Annotated in this window: 20 protein-coding genes; all 20 read right to left on the reverse strand. The window is 35.0% G+C overall.

Features of this window, described 5'->3' with window-relative positions; all coding sequences use genetic code 11:
* Positions 1 to 158: 158 nt before the first annotated feature.
* Complete coding sequence (locus ACQKNC_RS20520) at positions 159 to 572, reverse strand: GNAT family N-acetyltransferase (protein WP_427426636.1); 414 nt, start codon at positions 570 to 572, stop codon at positions 159 to 161.
* A gap of 276 nt (positions 573 to 848) precedes the next feature.
* A complete protein-coding gene (locus ACQKNC_RS20525) occupies positions 849 to 1,454 on the reverse strand; it encodes a zf-HC2 domain-containing protein (protein ID WP_427426579.1) in 606 nt (201 codons plus the stop codon).
* Positions 1,444 to 1,959, reverse strand: coding sequence for an RNA polymerase sigma factor (locus ACQKNC_RS20530; protein WP_427426580.1), 516 nt, complete (start codon positions 1,957 to 1,959; stop codon positions 1,444 to 1,446). Before ACQKNC_RS20530 ends, ACQKNC_RS20525 begins: the two co-directional genes overlap by 11 nt.
* Positions 1,960 to 2,132: 173 nt before the next feature.
* A complete protein-coding gene (locus tag ACQKNC_RS20535; protein WP_053593001.1) occupies positions 2,133 to 2,456 on the reverse strand; it encodes a YnfA family protein in 324 nt (107 codons plus the stop codon).
* Between the two features lie 157 nt (positions 2,457 to 2,613).
* Entirely contained in the window at positions 2,614 to 3,348 is a 735-nt protein-coding gene (locus tag ACQKNC_RS20540; RefSeq protein WP_427426581.1) for a sulfite exporter TauE/SafE family protein, read from the reverse strand.
* A 235-nt stretch (positions 3,349 to 3,583) separates the two neighbouring features.
* Positions 3,584 to 5,098, reverse strand: a complete 1,515-nt coding sequence (locus ACQKNC_RS20545; RefSeq protein ID WP_427426582.1) for a multicopper oxidase family protein — start codon at positions 5,096 to 5,098, stop codon at positions 3,584 to 3,586.
* Positions 5,099 to 5,145: 47 nt separating this feature from the next.
* Positions 5,146 to 6,189, reverse strand: coding sequence for a sensor histidine kinase (locus ACQKNC_RS20550; protein ID WP_427426583.1), 1,044 nt, complete (start codon positions 6,187 to 6,189; stop codon positions 5,146 to 5,148).
* A complete protein-coding gene (locus tag ACQKNC_RS20555) occupies positions 6,186 to 6,917 on the reverse strand; it encodes a response regulator transcription factor (RefSeq protein WP_427426584.1) in 732 nt (243 codons plus the stop codon). The genes ACQKNC_RS20550 and ACQKNC_RS20555 overlap by 4 nt, the downstream gene beginning before the upstream one ends.
* A 143-nt stretch (positions 6,918 to 7,060) precedes the next feature.
* The gene (locus tag ACQKNC_RS20560; RefSeq protein WP_427426585.1) at positions 7,061 to 7,930 is read right to left on the reverse strand and encodes a LysR family transcriptional regulator; all 870 of its coding nucleotides are present in this window, start codon (positions 7,928 to 7,930) and stop codon (positions 7,061 to 7,063) included.
* Positions 7,931 to 8,097: 167 nt separating this feature from the next.
* Positions 8,098 to 9,810 carry a phosphoenolpyruvate--protein phosphotransferase gene (ptsP, locus tag ACQKNC_RS20565; RefSeq protein ID WP_427426586.1) on the reverse strand — a complete coding sequence of 571 codons (1,713 nt, stop codon included), beginning with the start codon at positions 9,808 to 9,810 and terminating at the stop codon, positions 8,098 to 8,100.
* Positions 9,807 to 10,073, reverse strand: coding sequence for an HPr family phosphocarrier protein (locus ACQKNC_RS20570; RefSeq protein WP_427426587.1), 267 nt, complete (start codon positions 10,071 to 10,073; stop codon positions 9,807 to 9,809). The genes ptsP and ACQKNC_RS20570 overlap by 4 nt, the downstream gene beginning before the upstream one ends.
* Positions 10,070 to 10,774 carry a glucosamine-6-phosphate deaminase gene (locus ACQKNC_RS20575; RefSeq protein ID WP_427426588.1) on the reverse strand — a complete coding sequence of 235 codons (705 nt, stop codon included), beginning with the start codon at positions 10,772 to 10,774 and terminating at the stop codon, positions 10,070 to 10,072. Before ACQKNC_RS20575 ends, ACQKNC_RS20570 begins: the two co-directional genes overlap by 4 nt.
* A 53-nt stretch (positions 10,775 to 10,827) precedes the next feature.
* Positions 10,828 to 11,973 carry an N-acetylglucosamine-6-phosphate deacetylase gene (gene nagA, locus ACQKNC_RS20580; RefSeq protein WP_427426589.1) on the reverse strand — a complete coding sequence of 382 codons (1,146 nt, stop codon included), beginning with the start codon at positions 11,971 to 11,973 and terminating at the stop codon, positions 10,828 to 10,830.
* Between the two features lie 202 nt (positions 11,974 to 12,175).
* Entirely contained in the window at positions 12,176 to 14,122 is a 1,947-nt protein-coding gene (nagE, locus tag ACQKNC_RS20585) for an N-acetylglucosamine-specific PTS transporter subunit IIBC (RefSeq protein ID WP_427426590.1), read from the reverse strand.
* A gap of 279 nt (positions 14,123 to 14,401) precedes the next feature.
* The gene (locus tag ACQKNC_RS20590) at positions 14,402 to 15,340 is read right to left on the reverse strand and encodes an ABC transporter permease (RefSeq protein ID WP_427426591.1); all 939 of its coding nucleotides are present in this window, start codon (positions 15,338 to 15,340) and stop codon (positions 14,402 to 14,404) included.
* Positions 15,318 to 16,241: an ABC transporter ATP-binding protein gene (locus ACQKNC_RS20595; protein ID WP_427426592.1), complete on the reverse strand. Its 924-nt coding sequence runs from the start codon at positions 16,239 to 16,241 to the stop codon at positions 15,318 to 15,320. The genes ACQKNC_RS20590 and ACQKNC_RS20595 overlap by 23 nt, the downstream gene beginning before the upstream one ends.
* Before the next feature lie 5 nt (positions 16,242 to 16,246).
* Positions 16,247 to 16,942 (reverse strand): ATP-binding cassette domain-containing protein, encoded by a 696-nt coding sequence (locus tag ACQKNC_RS20600; RefSeq protein WP_427426593.1) that lies wholly within the window; start codon positions 16,940 to 16,942, stop codon positions 16,247 to 16,249.
* A gap of 10 nt (positions 16,943 to 16,952) precedes the next feature.
* Positions 16,953 to 17,309, reverse strand: coding sequence for a GntR family transcriptional regulator (locus tag ACQKNC_RS20605; protein WP_427426594.1), 357 nt, complete (start codon positions 17,307 to 17,309; stop codon positions 16,953 to 16,955).
* Complete coding sequence (locus ACQKNC_RS20610; RefSeq protein ID WP_427426595.1) at positions 17,306 to 18,076, reverse strand: hypothetical protein; 771 nt, start codon at positions 18,074 to 18,076, stop codon at positions 17,306 to 17,308. Before ACQKNC_RS20610 ends, ACQKNC_RS20605 begins: the two co-directional genes overlap by 4 nt.
* 268 nt (positions 18,077 to 18,344) lie before the next feature.
* Positions 18,345 to 19,355 (reverse strand): hypothetical protein, encoded by a 1,011-nt coding sequence (locus tag ACQKNC_RS20615; RefSeq protein ID WP_427426596.1) that lies wholly within the window; start codon positions 19,353 to 19,355, stop codon positions 18,345 to 18,347.
* Positions 19,356 to 19,406: the final 51 nt, after the last annotated feature.

The following is a 19,406-nucleotide window of genomic DNA, read 5'->3' on the forward strand; positions in this document are numbered from 1 at the left end:
TATTTTTTTATGAAAAAAATTTAAAGCCGGTGAATTTTACTGATCGTAAAATTTCACCGGCTTTTTAGTTTAGAGATGGGTTTTGTCCCAGCCTCAATGTGAGAAGATATGGACTTTTTCAGTGCCCTCGAAAATATCCAAGCGTTATTTCTTTATATTTATTTGTTTGATATTCCCGACTGCATTTCGTAATTTCTAACGACCATTCCGTTAGATTTTATCATTCCAAACTTCTCATAATAAGGAACTAAGTCATCGTCGCAACACAAATCAACCATATAGATATCATCAAGTTCTTTTAACATTTGTTTGATTAATTCCTTGCCAATACCATTATTTTTATACTCTGGCAAAACTTCAAGAAACGGAATGTAGGCAGATAGAACCCCATCGCTAATCGCTGTTACAAATCCAACTACTTTATTAGAATTTTCGTCTATAGCAATGACCACTTTACTGCTGTTTTTTAATAGCTTTAAGTGAGTTTGTGGATTTGGTTGATTAGGCCAATCAACAAAGAAGCCATTTAACATATCAGATGAAATTCCATCAAGAGAATTTTTGTATATCAACATATATCACTCCTAATTTATCTATAATTTTTTAGGTAGATAATATATTTCAATAATAAAGTAACAAATTTGCGACCTCCAAACTTTTCTAGATTACTATTAAGATATTAGATTTAAATTCTAAAAATCCTTCTTCTTTGTACTTTTGAAATACATTTAAGAAATAAGGTTATATCCTACAAAAAGTAATTTGAGTAAAAAAAGAACGTATATTTTCAAAATAAAACGTTCTTCCATATTATTTAGAGCATTTGAAGGTTTTCAACTTTCTAATTTTCAAACTACATTTATAAAAAATTGCCCTTTTTTAGCCTTTATTTCAAAAGAATATTTTATATTATTCTTTAGTCCATCCAATTTCACGCTTTTACCAGGGGATATCTTAAATTCATCTACTACAACATGGCCATTTTCATCTTTTATTCTTAAAATTACATCACTATTACTATTTGCATGATTAACGATTTCCTTGTTCCAAAAAATACTATCGAACTTTAAATAATCCTTTTCGTCAAAATATAACGTTGTCCACTCTTCTATATCATCTATTGAATTTACAGTAGCAGTACTCATTGGAAAAAAGATTTGACGTACAGCTCCCACTTCTTGAACAACTAGTGAGCCTATTATTGTGATAATAAAAGTAATCAAAATGGAAATTAAAACTTGAATACGACGCTTTTTATTAATTTTTTTAAATGGCGCTTTTGCTACCATTACTTCTTCTGGTAGCATATCATTTGTTGGCTCCTCCATCAGTTCCAGATACAATCGACACTCTTCACAATGTTGTAAATGTTCCTCTACAACCCTAGTAGTATCTTCACTACAAATACCATCAATATATGAGGGCAATAAATCCTTTATTATATTACAATTCATCGTAATCACCTCGGATCCTTTCTACCAATTTTAATTTGGCTCGATAATAGGTGACCCTTGCCCAGTTCTCACTTTTATCGAATATCTCACCAATTTCCTTGAAACTAAGATTGACGGAAGTTCTAAGTAAAAATATTTCACGATAAGGTTCTTTTAATAGATGAACTTCCCTATGTAATGAAATAAATGTATTTCGTTTTGAAAGCTGCACCTCTGGTAATTCCGCATTAGATGGAACATCCAACCCCATTTCCATCATTTGTTCTACACTCACATAACTAGTACGTTTTTCCCTTTTTAAATGGTTATAGTATGTATGCTTTGCTATTTGGCATAACCAAACAGACATCTTACATTCACCGTTGTATCGGTCAATTGACTTCACAGCTTGATAAAAGGTTTCTTGTGTCAGTTCTTCAGCTAAATCGACATTAGTTGTTAAACAAATAAGAAACCGTTTTACTTCATCTGCATAAGATTTGTAAATTTCATTTAAATCCTTCACTTTCCTCCCTCCTCTCTCTAGCCTTTTAACGGTGGATACATATATATAGATCATAATGAAGATTCGTTACAAAAATTTTTATTTTTTTCAATTATTTTTTTATTTAATATAAAAAACCCTTCACAATCATGATTTTACTCAAATTGTGAAGGTTCATAAAAACATTCTATCCATCATGAACGAGGTATTAAAATTACCAAAACACCAATCAAACAAATGCCTGCTCCAACGAAATCCAAGATGTCTGGTTTTTTCCCATCGATTCCCCAGCCCCACAAAATCGAAAGGACAATAAAGACACCTCCATAGGCAGCGTAGACTCTTCCGAAGGTTGGAAAGGTCTGAAAAGTTGCGACAACTCCATATAAAGCCAACGCAATCCCACCTATAATTCCCCAATAAAATGGTTTGCCTTCTCTTAACCAAAGCCAAATTAAATAGCCACCACCAATTTCGCCAATACCTGCGAGGATAAATAATAATGTTGCACCGATCATTTTTTTCACTCTTTCTATATATGTTTGAAGAAAAATTGCATTATCCGCTCTATTATACATAAAAGCACGTAACCATGAATGAAATTAAAAAATTTTCGACTTTCTCCCCTTACTTGTAACACTCTTTCTTTCTTGCTTGCTTCTTTCTCTCTCTTTATTACAATCCCCAGTATGTAATCGTATCCGTAACGCCAATAAAAATCAGAATAACACCCGCTACATTTTGAATTACTCTTCCCATTTTCATGCTTGTTCGCATAATAAATCTTTTTGCGTCAAATAAATGAATAAGCCCCAGTATTACTAGTAGTGGTATAGAGGTTGCTATACCAAAAATGGCCGGCAAAACTACCCCATACGAAAAGGTTACAACTGTTGGCATTAACCACACGAAAAATAACACAAACATCGTAGGGCAAAAGGCTATGGAAAAACTCGCACCCATCAGAAAGGAGCCCAATTTCCCCTCTTTTAAAACAGACGGAATATACTTAGGAATTCGATTTAGTAATTTCAATTTTAATATTCCAATTAGCACGAGTCCTGTTAGTAACATGATTGGACCAATTACTTTGCGAAAAATAGGAAAATACTTTGTCATCTCAGTTTCAAAGGACTGACCTAATAACCAGGCGAATAAACCTATTAAACTAAATACAACAACTTTCCCTAGAATAAAAAACACAATTTCTTGCCAATTGTTTTTCATTTGTAAAGTTCGACTTCCATAAAAAGTGATAGCACTCATATTCCCCGTTAATTGACAAGGAGCTAAAGCTCCTATTAATCCAAGAAGAATCGCAATAATGAGTGGGGAATGTTCATAGGAATTTAGAAATACTGTAATCGGTCCACTAATAATTTGGCTTATTTTCGACATTAAACTATACATCTAGAAACACCTTCAATTTTTTATTGTAAGTCACAGATTTAGTACCTCTAGTTATTAACTGCATCATTGTATTTCAGATGACAAACTGTTAAGAACGCCTCAATATCCGCTGTGCAATATTTCGTAAAAAATAGCTATTCATTATAATCATTCACAAGAACACAAAAGAAAAATCCTGTATCAAAAAAATTAACACAGGATTTTAATCAAACTTCATTTTAACCACAATTAAGTATTAATCCACCTTAATTTGACCCATCATTCCATTATCCTCATGCTCTAGAATATGGCAATGGAACATGTAGACGCCCTTATGCTTAAATTGTACAGCTATTTTTACTGTCTCATCTGGTTTTACGGAGATACTGTCCTTCCATCCTTGTTCATTTTCAGGTGGCTTTTTCCCATCACGAGAGAGTATTGTAAATTGTGCTCCATGAATATGGAACGGATGAATCATGCCGCCCATCATATCCGGCTTATTATAAATTTCCCATACCTCAGTAACCCCTTGTTTTTGGGTGAAATCAATTCTTTTCGGATCAAATTTCTTTCCGTTTATCGTTACCATGTCCATCATTCCAAAGAGTTCCACTTTTTTTGTAACAGGTAGATTCATTTCTTTACCTTCTAATGACAGATCATTCAATTGTTTAGGGACCCTACTCGCCTCCCCACTTTGATCTGTGACTACAAAAGGTAAAAGAACAGAACCATCCTCATTTATTAAAGCTAGGTCATTAACATCCGTAATTTTTGAAAAGTCAACTACGATTTCTGCCCTTTCGGAAGGCGTAAGTGTAATCTCTTTTAAAGAAACAGGTTCATTCAAAAAACCACCATCCGTTGCGATTTGAAGAAAGGAATCTCCTGTATTCAATTTAAAGGTATAATTTCTAGCATTAGATCCATTTAATAAACGAAGACGCACTTTCTCTTTGGTTACAGTCAATTTAGGATTGATCGTTCCATTAATTATTAATGTATCACCAATCGTTCCGTCTTGGTTCATTGTAGCACTATAATTCAATTGCTTCTTATCATCAAATGTTCTATCTTGGAAAATCAAGGGGAAATCGTTCTTCCCATAATCATTTGGCAATCCAAGACTTTTTGAATGTTCATCTTCAATATAAACCAAGCCTGCCAGCCCTTTATATACCTGTTCAGCCGTCTTTCCATGTGGATGAGGATGGAACCATAGCGTTGCTGCTTCCTGATTCACCTTAAACTCGATTGTTTTTTCTTCCCCTGGTTTAAGAATGCTTTCTGGCCCACCATCTTCTTCCCCTGACACTTCTAATCCATGCCAATGAAAAGTTGTATTCTCATTAAGTTCATTTATAGTTCTAATCTTTACGATTTCACCTTTTTCAAGACGAATCATCGGGCCGAGAAATGATCCGTTATACCCATACGTATTTGTTTGAACACCATCAAATATTTCTGTTTTTCCTTTTTGTGCCCTAACTGTGTATACAATTTCATCCTTATTATTACGTTGAAGTTCAGCTGGGATTTTCACTTCATTTTTACCGGTTGAATTGTTTAAACTTACCACGTTGCTATGACTCTCATGTCCCTTCATCTTATCATGGTCCATGTCTTTCATATTCTTTGAAGAGTGATCCATCCCCTCCATCTTCATAGAGGAATGATCCATGTCCTTCATATCGTTATTATCTCCCTGGCTACAAGCCCCAAGTGTGACCAAACTTGCAATAATACTTACTAATGCTATTTTCCTCATATCAACCATTCCTTTCATCTTAAGTATAAAGAACAGTTGTGTAGGAATTATGTAGAAAACGGCATTTGTATATAAAATGTAGTTCCTATATTTTTCTCACTTTTGACGGAAATTGTACCATTATGTGCTTCCACTAGCTTTTTGGTTATTGTCATACCAATACCATTGCCAGTATATCGATTTTCCACTCGGTAATTTCGTTGAAAGATTTTTTGACTTGTTTCTTCATCCATACCGACTCCATTATCATGTACAAGAATTATATAATTGTTACTTTTTTTAAATAATTTGATTAATATAGTGCCATCTTTTTGAACATGGTACATAGCATTTTTTATAATATTGTGTAGAATTTGATTCAATCTCAAGGCATCTACTTTTGCATTGATTGTTTTGTCTAAATCCAATTCTACCTGTATTTCTTTTTCAAGTATTTCACTTGCCAACGCAATAACAGACTTTTCGATCAAATTAGCAATCGGTTGATCTTTCATAATGACCTTAAATGTAGGATTATTAATATCATTTAATGTATCTAATTCTCCAACAAGGAGAATTAGCCTATCAATTTCCTCCACACATGCTTTCAAACGATCTGGAGTAGCTGTCCAAATTCCATCTTCAAATGCACTTAAATAGCTTTTTATTGAAGCTAATGGATTACGAATTTCATGTGCAAGATCCTGTGTCATTTCTTTACGACGAAGTTCATAAGTGTTTAACGTTTCATCTAGTTTCATCAGTGATCTACCTAATTGACCAATTTGATCATTAATTGTGTAGCTTATTTTTAAGCGACGGTCTCCACGCACTAGTCTTAACGCAAAGAGATTCAGTTCTTGGATAGGTTTCGTTAATGTTTTTGCAATTAACAAACTAGAAATTAGTATAAAAATAAGCAAAAGGCCTGATGACCACATTGCCGTTTCCCGTAATGCCATATCAAAGTGATGAATTAATTCCTTGGAATTTGTAATATGGAGCATCATCAAATGTTCATGACCTTTATAAAGTAATATCCCTGTTATGAATAAGAGTATGCTTGTAGAAAATATAGCTATAATTAAGGCAACTTTTATATGAAATTTCATTGATTTATAACCTTTTTATTTATTTTATACCCCAAACCAAAGACCGTTTGGATGTACTCTTCCTTCATTTTTTTACGAATATTTTTAATGTGTTGATCCACAATACGAGGATTTATGTTCGAATCAAAACTATATATTTTTTGAATGATATCATCCCTGCTAAAAACCTTTTTAGGATTTTCAACTAGTAATAGTAAAATGCTAAATTCATGTGGCGTGAGCTGAATACTTTGATGATTGACTAATACTTTTCTCTCATCTTTATGGAGTTCCAACTGTCCAAAAATAATAATTTGGCTTTTATGTGAATTGGGTAACAACCTCTCTGCTCTTATTAATATTTCTTTAGGATGAAATGGTTTAACTACATAATCATCTGCGCCCATTTCAAATCCAATTACCTTATCATCAATAGAGATTTTTGCTGTAAGCATAATCACAGGAATATCGTAATTTGATTTTACATATTGGCAAATATCTTCTCCAGCCATATCCGGCAACATTAAATCTAATATAATCATATCAAGAGGTACCTGATCGATCACTTGGATTGCAGATTCTCCTGTATGTGCAATATATGTATGATCTCCGTTATTTTCAAAATAAGATGCCAATACCTCTGTAATCTTTTCTTCATCATCGACGATTAACACTATCATTTTCCAATTACACCAACTTTGTAAAAGAAATTCAAGAATATTATAAACAATAAAAAGCGTTTCATTCAAACAATTCCTCAATCTAATAGGCACATAACATTATTATCATATAACGTTTTTCAGTCCACTATTTACCTTTTTGAGTTTAAGGTCATGAAACTATACATAATAAGCTACCCCATGCTAATAGTATAATAGCTTGACTTGCTCCTCTAATCACCAACTACGTCTTTGTATATCAGATGGCATACTGCTAAAAACGCCTCAATATCCGCTGTTACATATTTCGTTAAAAAATAGGTATTCGAAACAATATGAGAACATTCATTTAACGAATAGCTATGAAGCAATTGCTGGTGAGTTTCAGCCTCAATGACACTCTTTGGTAAAAAGGCAATTCCTAATCCTTGCTTGACAAAGTTTTTTATAACCTCTGTTTGATTGATATTCATGCTTTTATAGCTTGGGAATTGTTGTAGTACTTGTTGGATGTCTTGCCAGTAAGGTGCATATTCATGTGTTAATATAGTTTCCTGTTGTAAAAGAGTCCGTGCATCGGTCGCCCTTTTTGACATCGGAGCTATCAATTGAAGTGGTTCCTGTGCGAGAAGTACTGTGTGAATATCACGTGTCGATGTTAATTTTGATAAACCGATATCTACTTTACCTGCATATACCGCTTCACCAATTTCATTGGACTGTAACAGTTCGATCGTTATTTGAATAGAAGGTTTTTGCTGCTGAAATGTATCAATGATTACTGGTAATGTAGAATTGGCAATTTGTGGTGCGACACCAATTGTTAGCTTGGACGTATAACCATTCAAAAGGGATACAGTAGTTTGTAATCCTTCATCAATCGTTGCCATCATTTTCTCTGCGTGTTGAAGAAAATGAGCACCGATATGATTTAATCTCACGTGCTTTCCCTGTCTTTCAAAAAGTGTAGTTTGTAGATCTTTTTCTAGGTGTTGAATATGCTTCGATACTGTTGATTGTGTAATAAATAGTTTTTCTGCCGTCTCACGAAAATTCTCAGTTTTCGCAGCAACAATAAAAGTTCGTAACCATTCTGTTTCCATAAATAGGCCTCTCTAGTTTTTCATTCATTATATCGAATTATATTTACGTCTTGAAACCTTTTCTAAAAACTAAAAACATTTGAAAGAAGTTAAAAAAGTAGTTGAAGATCCCCAATTTCTTGTATCTTCAACTACTTATTATCTTTTCTCTTATTATTCTTAAAGACTTAGTTAACAGCTTGCTTCACTTTATCTAATATTTCATCGGATGTTGCTAATTGTAATGCTTCTGTTGCTAATGTTTGCATATCCGCTACGGATAAATTTTTAATAATGGAACGTATTTTTAAAATAGATGTTGCACTCATTGAATATTCATCTAGACCTAAACCAAGTAATAGTGGTACAGCATATTCATCCCCCGCCATTTCACCACACATCCCTACCCATTTCTTTTCTTTGTGTGCTGCATCAATGACCATTTTAACCAAACGTAAAATAGCTGGATTATAAGGTTGATATAAATAAGATACTTTTTCGTTCATACGATCTGCTGCCATCGTATATTGGATTAAATCATTTGTACCAATCGAGAAGAAGTCCACTTCTTTCGCAAAAATATCTGCCATCACTGCCGTCGAAGGAATTTCAACCATAATACCTATTTCAATCTGCTCGCTAACAGCTATGCCTTGTGCCAGTAAGTTTTCTTTTTCTTCTAAAAAAATCGCTTTCGCGTCACGGAATTCTTGCAATGTCGCAATCATAGGGAACATAATTTTTAGGTTACCGTATTTGGATGCACGTAGTAATGCACGCAATTGTGTACGGAAAATGTCTTGATAATCTAAGCACAGACGAATCGCGCGATGGCCGAGGAACGGATTCATTTCTGCTTGGAGCGGTAAATACGGTAAATTTTTATCTCCACCAATATCAAGTGTACGGATGACAACCGCTTTCCCTTCCATTCCTTCTAATACCATTTTATACGCTGTAAATTGTTCTTCTTCTGACGGTAAGTTTTCTCGTCCCATATATAAAAATTCTGTACGATATAAACCGATTCCTTCACCACCGTGACGAAGTACACCGTCTAAATCATTTGGAGACCCAATGTTGGCAGCTAGTTCAACTTGAACCCCATCTTTTGAGATTGTTTTTTCATTCAGTAATGTTGCCCATTCTGCTTGTTGAGCAGTAAAGTTTTCCGCTTTTTTTCTAAAAGTTGCAACAACATCTTCTGTTGGGTTCACAAGTACATCACCAGTTAAACCATCCACGATTAATAAATCACCATCTTGAATGGAAGTCGTTGCTGTACCTGTCCCTACAACTGCAGGAATTTCAAGTGAACGTGCCATAATGGCAGAGTGAGATGTACGACCACCAATATCCGTTGTAAAGCCAAGTACAAAGTTGCGGTCCAATTGTGCTGTCTCAGAAGGCGTTAAATCAGTTGCTACAATAATCACCTGTTCACGAAAATTACTTGGATTTGGAATATGTACACCGAGTAAATGTGCTAAAACACGGTTTGAAACGTCTTTAATATCTGCAGCACGCTCACTCATATATTCGTTATCCATACCTTCAAATAATGATACAAACATCATTGAAACTTCACTCAATGCATATTCAGCATTGACAGCCTCATCAGCAATTTTTTGTTTGATAGGTCCAATTAGTTCTGGATCTTTTACGACCAGTAAATGTGCACCGAAAATTCCGGCTTCTTCCGCGCCTAACTTTTCATGAGTTTGCTGTTGAATAGCGGCTAACTCTGCTTCTGTTTTTTCAAGCGCTGCCACTAAACGTCGCTGCTCTGCATCAATATCCTGAATAGTTGTTTTCGTAAACGTTAAATCTGGTTGTACTAAACAATATGCTTTTGCAATGGAAATGCCGTCAGATGCGGCAATACCTTTGAGTTGGATCATTGTGCAAGCCCCGTTTCTGAAATTAATTTAGTTAATACAGTAAACGCTAGTTCTTCATCCTCCCCCTCTACTTGTAGTGTAAATATTGAACCTTGTTTTAGGGCTAATCCCATAACGCCTAAAATAGATTTTAAATTTGCCGTTCTTTGATCTGTCTGCAACTCGATAGAAGAAGCGAATGATGTTGCTGCTGCTACAAGTTGACTAGCTGGACGTGCGTGAATACCTAGTGGGTCTACTACTGTAAATTGTTTTGTTTTCATTGTACATTCTCCCCTTTTTGTAAATCTGTTAAAATAGTAACATTTGGATGTTTCATTAATATACTTGCTGGTATTTCTTCTGTAAATTTAGATGCAAGCACACGTTCTAAAACATCACGTTTATCTTCTCCGACAGCGATTAACAAAATGCTCTTTGCGCGCATTATGGATTGAATCCCCATCGTAAATGCTTGGGTTGGAACTTCATCGATTGAATCAAAGAAGCGTGCATTTGCTTGGCGTGTCGATTCTTCAAGTGTTACAAGATGTGTCAACGAATCAAAAGAAGTTCCTGGTTCATTGAAACCGATATGGCCGTTTTGTCCGATACCAAGCAATTGAAAATCTAATGAATGCTGCTGTAATAATGATTCATAGCGTGCCGCTTCCTCTGTAGGATTATCAGCTATACCATTCGGTAAATAGGATTTTTCAAATGGTTTATGGTGAAATAAATGTTTGTACATATAAAATGCGTAACTTTGTTCATGTTTTGCACTTAGACCAACGTATTCGTCTAGATTAAAGCTAATACAATTTGTAAAATCGATATTAGTTTCACAAATTTCGGCATATAATGGTTCCATTGTACCTCCTGTAGCTAGACCGAACGTTGTAGCACCCTCATTTTTAGCATTCACGATAATGTCTACTGCACGAGCGTATAAATCTTCTTTTGAAGCAAAACGTTCCAATCTCATTTTCCTATTCCCCCTTTTTTATTTTTTAATCCTCACGACTAGGAAACGACCTCTTAGGCTTCGTAAATTACCTTGCCAGCCTTAACCGTTTGTTGCAACATTAAATGTTCATCCAGAATCACAACATCCGCATCAAATCCTTGTTCGATTTGTCCTTTGTTAGCCAATTTTAGTTGTTTAGCTGCATTGTAGCTCGACATTTTAACAAGTTCTTCTAACGAGCAGTTCGTGATGATTTGCATATTACGTACAGCTTGATCCATTTTTAACACACTACCAGCAAGAGCTCCATTTGATAAATGGGCGCCACTTTCGGAGACATGAACCATTTGACCACCTAAGTCATAATATCCATATGGCATTCCTTTTGCTCGCATAGCATCGGTAATTAAAATAATTCCGTCTGCTCCTTTTAAACGATATGCCATATTCACAGCATCCTTGTGCATATGAATAAAATCAACAATGATTTCGGCCTTAATTTCTTCTTCTAATAATACACCACCGACAACACCTGGATCTCGATGATGGAATGGACGCATTTGGTTGTATAAATGTGTACCTTGTGTTACACCATGATGAACCGCTTCTTTCACTTGTTCAAATGTTGCATCAGAATGACCAATCGATACGACCACACCGCTTTCTGCAATTGCTTGAACTACTTCAAATCCATTCGGTTCTTCTGGTGCCATTGTAATTTCTTTAATTTTATTACCGCTTAATTTTTGCCACTTTGTAAATAACGCGAAATCAGGTGGTACGATATGTTCAAGTGGCTGTGCACCTACACGATTTTTTGAGATAAAAGGACCTTCAATATGAATACCTAGAAGTTCTGCCTCATCTGGATTTGATGTAAACTGCGCAATATTTTCAATGGCACGTTCAATACTTTGATAGCTTTGTGTCATAGTTGTAGCTAAAAAGCCTATTGTACCTTCTTTGGCAAGTGATTTTGCCATCGTGTGAAGACCGTCATTCGATGCATCCATCGTGTCCATTTGAGCAGAGCCATGAATATGCATATCGATAAAACCAGGGAATAAAAATTTCCCTGTACCATTTACTAGTTGCACATTGTCTACGTTAATGTGTTGCGCAATTTGTGCAATTTTCCCATCCTTTATGAAAACGTCGATATGTTCCTTTTGTCCCGTTGCATTGACTACCGTGATGTTACGGATTAATAAATTCATTAAAAACATCTCCTAGGATTGATAAAAGATCCTGTCCAAAATAGTATGTTTAAGCGATCCTATCAATACTATTATTTTGATATAGAGTTTAAACCTCCGTTAATTCCTTGGGATAAACTTTCCCACAAAAAGTAAAGCGGATTTAATAAAAGAGAATGTTCATTTTGTTTAATGGGCTTTTTTAGACAGAGTCTCATGTTTGTTACTTCTTCATCGAAATGATGTTATTAGAACCTGCTCGTTGGTAACCAGATTTTTCAAGTGTTATTTCTTGACCAATTAAGCTTGTGAAGACAACTGGAGTGACGATAGACGGCACTTTGTCTGCAATACTCTCAAAATCAACTTTCAATAACGTATCACCACGTTGAATTAATTGACCCTCTGTAACCATTGCTTCAAATCCTTCACCATTTAGAGTGACAGTATCTAATCCGACATGGATTAATATTTCCACACCTGTATCAGATTTTAAGCCAATAGCATGCTTCGTTGGGAAAACCATTACTACTTGCCCATCAAATGGCGCATGAACTGTACCACCTTTTGGAAGAATACCAAAACCTGGCCCCATTATACCTGATGAAAACGCATCATCTGGCACGTCAGATAACGGTAATAAATCGCCTGTAATTGGCATCTCAAAATCATTGGAAGGAATTGTCCCTTCTTCTGCTATCTTTTCTTCAACAGGCACTTCTTTTTGTAAATCTACATTTGTAGGAGCTGGATTACCCTTTTTCAGGCGATCTTTCATGGCTTCTGCTAAAAACTCTACGGATGTACCGATAATGACTTGTACATTTGTCTTACTAATACGCATAACACCACGCGCACCCGTTTGTTTTAATGTTTTTTCATCCACCTGATCTGCATCATCTACAGTCATACGAAGACGTGTTGTACAGTAATCCACTTGCTTGATATTCTCTTGTCCACCTAATGCTTCGATTGTTTTGTAAGCACGTACATCTAAATCATTGGAAACAGCTAAATCAACATCTGCCCCTTCTTCATCGTCGTCGTCACGACCAGGTGTTTTTAAATCTAATATCTTGATTAAGAAATAGAAAACGACAAAGTAAATAGCTCCAAAACCTAATCCCAATGGAATTAATAGCCATGGATTATCTGCTATACCAAAGTTTAAAAGATAGTCAATTAAGCCTGCCGAAAAACCAAAACCATCACGGAATCCAATAATATAAGAAACGGCAAGCGAAATACCTGTTAAGACTGCATGGATACCGTAAAGTACAGGAGATAAGAACATAAATGTAAATTCAATAGGCTCTGTTACACCTGTTAAAAATGCTGTTAACGCGATGGATACAAACATACCACCGACTACTGTACGTTTTTCCTTTTTAGCTGCAAAGTACATCGCAAGACATGCTCCTGGTAACCCAAACATCATGATTGGGAAGAAACCTGCTTGGAAATGTCCTGCTGATGGGTCTCCTGCTAAAAATCGATTAATATCCCCTTTGACAAGATCGCCAGCAGCATTGGTAAATTCACCGAAGTCAAACCAAATTATTGTATTAATTACATGGTGTAAACCTACTGGGATCAATAAACGATTTAAGAAGCCGTACATCCCAACACCAAGTGCTCCACCACCGATTAACCCGTTCCCTACTGCATCGATACCACCTTGAATTGGTCCCCATATAACAGCTAAAATAGCACCTAAAAGCGCCATGGTGATGGACGTTATTATTGGCACAAAACGCCGTCCTCCGAAGAATGACAGCCATTCTGGGAATTTTACATTATAGAATTTGTTATAGAGTAAACCTGCTGTAATACCTGCAATAATCCCACCAAATACACCCATATTGAGATCTTTATTTACGGCTGCTAGTACTGCGACTAACACCAGATGTGCAATGGCGCCCGCTAACGCTGCTCCACCACTATTATCATGTGCTAAGCCCATTGCGATACCGATTGCAAAAATAATAGGTAAATTACCTAATATAGCTCCACCAGATGCTGCCATTACAGTTGCAATATGCTGGACAACGTCATTTGGAACTGCACCAAGCATGTCGCCAGAGCCTAAGCGTGAAAGTAATGCAGCTGCTGGTAATGTAGCGATTGGAAACATTAACGACTTACCGATTTTTTGTAAGAAAGCTAACATTATTCATCCCCCTTTGGTATAGTTGTCTAGACCAATCAATTTAAAAAAAAAGCGTTTTCATTTAGTCGCTATCAATTATATTACCACTCTTACAAAAAATAAACACTATTTTTAAAATGAAGCGGAGCATCCAATTTTTTCAAATTCTCTGAAGTCATACCATGCTCAAATATGATCTTATTTACAGGGAATTATATATTTCTTGCTATTGAACATAGAGTAGCCCAATTGGAAGCTTTTCTTCAACCAATTGGGCTACAAGTTCATCATTTCTTTTCTTTACGCTGTGACATCACGTTTCATAAAGGACATGTAGCTGATCACAATGAAAATTACAGCATAAATCGCAAGAATTGTGAGTGAGAATGGCATTGTCATACCATCTATTATAAAGTGACCAGTTTCATACTGAGTCAAATCTGAATGTGTTATCCAAATATATTTAACGATTTTAAATCTGCTTAAGAACATGACAATCATTCCACCTGTAAAAGATAAGAACATCGTTAAGCCAATCGCTAAAGAACTTGAACGGAAAACTGAGCCTACTAAGAAAGCAAATAATATTGACATGACAAAGTTTCCGCCAGAAAGTAAATAGTGGTATGCTAAATCATTCCATACTTCTTTTTCAACTACTTGACCGTTGACCATTTCTAACTCAACACCAGTTGTACCACCAAATAGTATTAGCCCAACTAGAGCACTAATTATCACATTGACAATAATTAAAAAGAGCCCAAATATGAAAGTAGTAAGCAATTTTGAAGTTAATATTTTTGCCCGTGAAACCGGACGCGTTAATAGCATTTTAATCGTACCAGTAGAGAATTCACTAGAGACAATACTTGCTGCAGTAATAACCGTAAATAATGTCACTAAAGTCAGCATGCCACCTGAAAATGACATAAAGCTTGCTACGCTTCCCTCTTCTTGAGATGGCACATCATTTGCTAGTCGATACTCAGAAATAGCAATTTGCTCCTCAAAGTGTTTTTTATCCTCTGCCGTTAGGTCGTCACCTTTCAGTATTTCTTTATTATTATTAATGGCTTTCTGTTCACTTTCCTGCCACGTTAAATCCTCTGTCGTTTTTGTTTCATAGTATTTCATCATAATACCTGGACCAATAATAAAGAGGATTAATAGCGCGACCATTGCCCAAGTTCCTTTTTTATGCCATAATTTCATCCATTCATTTTGAATTAGATTCAGCAATTTGGCCACCTCCTGTCATTTCTAAGAATTGATCCTCTAACGTTTTTTGATGCGGTTGAACGGCAAATAATTGAATTCCTTCATTAACAAATTGTGTAATGAGTTTCGGTATATCCTCTTTCTTTATTTCCACCACATAACCATTATTTTCAGCCACAAAGTTATAATCGAGCTTTTGAAGATGTTCTGTTGCCTGATTATTTGGTGTAGCTTCAATATAATAAAACGAAGAAGTTTCAACGTTGATATCACGAATATCGATAAGTTTGCCATTTTGTATGACAGCCACTCGATCACACATTAATTCAATTTCAGATAATAAATGACTGGAGACAAAAACAGATACTCCATCTTCCACCGCAATTTTACGCAAATACATACGAAACTCGCGGATACCTGCTGGATCTAGACCATTTGTTGGTTCATCCAAAATTAAAAATTTTGGTCGATGAAGTAGAGCCTGTGCGAGTCCCAAACGCTGACGCATCCCTAGCGAGTAAGTCGATACCTTTTCATTGATGCGTTTCTCAAGACCAACTTGTTTAACCACCTCTTGAATACGCTCTTTTGTAACGTTTTTATGCATACGCGCAAAGTGCAGTAAGTTTTTATAACCCGTCATATATTTATACATTTCCGGATTTTCTACAATTACGCCGACCTTACTAATCGCCTCTTCAAAATTGTCCTGTAAGGAAAGACCATCAATAATAACTTTTCCCTCAGTTGGACGCATAAGCCCTGTCATCATACGAATTGTCGTCGTTTTCCCTGCACCATTCGGTCCTAAAAATCCAGTAATCTGACCTGGATATAAATCGATATTCAATTGCTGAATCAACTGCTTACCACCAATGGTTTTTGATATATTTTGCAATTGAACAATTGGTTGTGTTGTCATTAATTTCACCCTTTCTTATAATAAGCCTTCATCCATTGCACAGCATCTTTATTCGTAACGTCTCGAATCGTCTCTACTTCCTCATGTGCAATAATCGAACCATTTTGCAATAAAATGATTTGATCTAAAATAGGCTCTACTTCATATAACTCATGCGTTGATAATAATATTGTTTGGTGTTCAATATCTGTAAATTGAATTAACCCTTTTATGAGCTGCTCACGAACAATTGGATCAAGACCTGAAAATGGTTCATCCATTAAATAAAAGGGTACTTCTCGCCCAAGAGTTGCAGCCATTTTCATTCGACCACGATTACCCTTTGATAATTGCCGTAGCTTCACATTTTTATCGACCTGTAAAAACCCTGCAACTATACATGCCTTATCATACGAAAAATCTTCGAATTGAGAGGCGTAGTGCTGAAAAAGCTGCTCACCTGTGTAAAAATCAAAAAACAAATCAATATCTGGTAAATAAGCAATTTTATCAGCACTTCTGCGTGTAACGGGCGTTCCATTTAACAATACTTCACCACTTGATGGACATAATAAGCCTGCCAACACTTTTAATAGTGTCGACTTACCACTACCATTTTCTCCAACAAGCCCAATGATTTGTCCAACAGGAAAGGAAAAAGACACATCTTGGAGAATAGGCTTTTTCATATAACGAAAAGAAACGTTTGATAGCTGTAGCATTTATTTCACCTCACGATTTATTTTGTAAAACAACGAGCATCTCTTCCTTTGAAAACCCAAGTGCTTCAATGGAAGTTAAAAAATTATCTGCCAGTTGATTTTTCATATCTTCCCGTAATAGAGCAATTCGCTCTTCTTCGGTTGTAATAAATGTACCTTGACCTCGTTTGGTTTCCGTTATATTCATTGCCTCTAACTCCTTATACACCCGTTGCACAGTATTTACATTAACACCTGTTTCCACTGCATATTCTCGAACCGAAGGAAGTCGATCTCCAAGCACTATCTTTCCTTTCAAAATGTCCCCACATATCAGATCAACGAGCTGGCTATAGATGGGCTTATCACGTGAAAAGTCGATTGTCATCGTAAAACCACCTTTTCAAGCCACTTTGTCGCTGTGATAAATAGGATGGCTACAAAAATAATAGTTGCTACTTCTTCTACTAAATACATAGTGCTCAAACTTAAATTCATTGTTGGTAACTTCGGGAAAAATTGTTCCAGACCCTCTAATGAAATACCTATATGATGGAAAATATTATCATATAATTTACTTTCTGTAAATTTCAGCCATGAATTCATACTGATGAAAAAGGTAACCATAGTAATAACTACGGAAAAGTTCCCAATAAAGTGTTTCATTTGGAGATTAAATGCAAAAAATAGTAGCAGTATCACAAACATCATCAATTGAAAAATAACAATAATAGCCACTGTAAATATAAGCATTAAAAGTAATTGGGCGAAGTTTCCTATTATTTCTTCTTTGATATTGTAAATAGCTATACTCACAAAGATAAAATTGAAGATAGCGTATCCTATTAAGGAAAATACAATCTTCACACCTACAAGCTGTGCGATGGAACTAGTTGAATGCAGCCAGATCTCTTTGGTCTTTAAGTCATTACGGATACTAACTAGAAATTGTAATACCGAAAAAAATCCACCTAACATAAGTACTAATATCGAGAAGAAAAATGGCATCTGGTTATCCATCGTAAATTCATCACTAAAACGCCTAATTAAATATGGAACTACCATTGACAGCATGATCCCAATAAAAATCCCACTGAATAGCCATGCCTGATAAAGCACCCATTCCTTTTTCATTAGCACTGCAAATTTTTTCAAAGCAAACACCTCGTGTCATAGTGTACTAGTCAAATAGTACACTATGACTTTTAACTTTGCAAGCATTAAATGCAAAAAAAAGGAAGAACCATTAAAATACAAGCTTCTTCCATCATGAAATTAAGTTGAATAAAGTATGCTTCTTCGGCAATTTGGGGGTAATTTCCATTCCGACTGTGCGCTTTCCTTGGGGCGTCCGATGTTGGCCACAAAGGCGTTAACACAGGACGTGATGATTTCAAGTAGCCCTATGTATATATTTTGTTATTTATTCCACTTCTATCGTAAATCTATATGCTGTCTCTAATGGAGAGAAACTCATTTCGTTCATTACATTAGTAGGATTTGGAATTATGATTGCGGAATATTCATATAAACCTTTTTCATTAGGTACTTTTACAGAAAAAGTTCCATAATCCAATTTTTCTGAATCATTTTTCAACAATAAATAATCATCATCATTCATCTTTACTTGCTTCCAATCAATCATAGAAATAACCAAATAATCCTGTATATCTTTATCATATTTTCCTGAATAATATGCTAGTTTTAAATGTTCTCCTTTTTTGGTTTTAATAGAGTAAGGCGGGAATAATACTTCTTTTGATTTTTTGAAATCATTATTAATCATCAACCCTTGAAACTGTAGATCAAGTTTATCTAAAGGCTGCTGAAAATCTTTAGTCAATGTCTTCTGCATATTCTGTTTTTTGTTTCCTTCAAAATAAATTGTATATGGCAATGTCATTCCATATGAATTAGTCGTAGCTTTAATTATTTTTGCATTTTTTTCAGGTGATGCATAAATTGCAACAATTAATTTATGGATTTTATTATCTTTGTTTAATTTTTGATCTAAAGAAAAAATAATATCTATTGATTTACCAGTTTCTAAATCAAACACATAGGAATTAGCGTAATGATCTTTTTCAACAGAAAACTTAGTTTCTTTAAAGTCAAAAAATATTTTCAATATATATTTACCACTATTTCCTCTATTTTTAAAATTTACTTCTAATATATCCTGCGGGTTTTTCATTAATATTTGACCACTCTTTTGACTGTCCTGATCAATTATTAAACTTTTCACTCCCATGCCATAACCAGCACCTAAAGATAAATCCTCTTGAGGTAAACTGGAAACTTTGAAATTTTCTCGTGTTTCTTCTTTAATAATTTCATTTTCAAAAAGAATTAACCCTATATACCCTGAAAGTAATATAAATAAAAATAAGAAGAAAAATATGCTTTTTCTTCTTTTGAATGGATATTTTTTCATAAAAGCATCTCCTAAAAAAGTACAGACTATTAGCCTGTACTTTCTAATTTA

It is taken from the genome of Lysinibacillus sp. NPDC094177, from assembly GCF_050279145.1.
Lineage (GTDB): Bacteria > Bacillota > Bacilli > Bacillales_A > Planococcaceae > Lysinibacillus.

Coding starts and splice junctions, on each gene's coding strand:
- nagA (WP_427426589.1), bottom strand. CDS start 11,973: ATGAATTTATTAATCCGTAACATCACGGTAGTCAATGCAACGGGACAA.
- ACQKNC_RS20525 (WP_427426579.1), bottom strand. CDS start 1,454: ATGAATTGTAATATAATAAAGGATTTATTGCCCTCATATATTGATGGT.
- ptsP (WP_427426586.1), bottom strand. CDS start 9,810: ATGATCCAACTCAAAGGTATTGCCGCATCTGACGGCATTTCCATTGCA.
- ACQKNC_RS20575 (WP_427426588.1), bottom strand. CDS start 10,774: ATGAGATTGGAACGTTTTGCTTCAAAAGAAGATTTATACGCTCGTGCA.
- ACQKNC_RS20605 (WP_427426594.1), bottom strand. CDS start 17,309: ATGACAATCGACTTTTCACGTGATAAGCCCATCTATAGCCAGCTCGTT.
- nagE (WP_427426590.1), bottom strand. CDS start 14,122: ATGTTAGCTTTCTTACAAAAAATCGGTAAGTCGTTAATGTTTCCAATC.
- ACQKNC_RS20540 (WP_427426581.1), bottom strand. CDS start 3,348: ATGTATAGTTTAATGTCGAAAATAAGCCAAATTATTAGTGGACCGATT.
- ACQKNC_RS20535 (WP_053593001.1), bottom strand. CDS start 2,456: ATGATCGGTGCAACATTATTATTTATCCTCGCAGGTATTGGCGAAATT.
- ACQKNC_RS20550 (WP_427426583.1), bottom strand. CDS start 6,189: ATGAAATTTCATATAAAAGTTGCCTTAATTATAGCTATATTTTCTACA.
- ACQKNC_RS20595 (WP_427426592.1), bottom strand. CDS start 16,241: ATGACAACACAACCAATTGTTCAATTGCAAAATATATCAAAAACCATT.
- ACQKNC_RS20600 (WP_427426593.1), bottom strand. CDS start 16,942: ATGCTACAGCTATCAAACGTTTCTTTTCGTTATATGAAAAAGCCTATT.
- ACQKNC_RS20560 (WP_427426585.1), bottom strand. CDS start 7,930: ATGGAAACAGAATGGTTACGAACTTTTATTGTTGCTGCGAAAACTGAG.
- ACQKNC_RS20615 (WP_427426596.1), bottom strand. CDS start 19,355: ATGAAAAAATATCCATTCAAAAGAAGAAAAAGCATATTTTTCTTCTTA.
- ACQKNC_RS20545 (WP_427426582.1), bottom strand. CDS start 5,098: ATGAGGAAAATAGCATTAGTAAGTATTATTGCAAGTTTGGTCACACTT.
- ACQKNC_RS20570 (WP_427426587.1), bottom strand. CDS start 10,073: ATGAAAACAAAACAATTTACAGTAGTAGACCCACTAGGTATTCACGCA.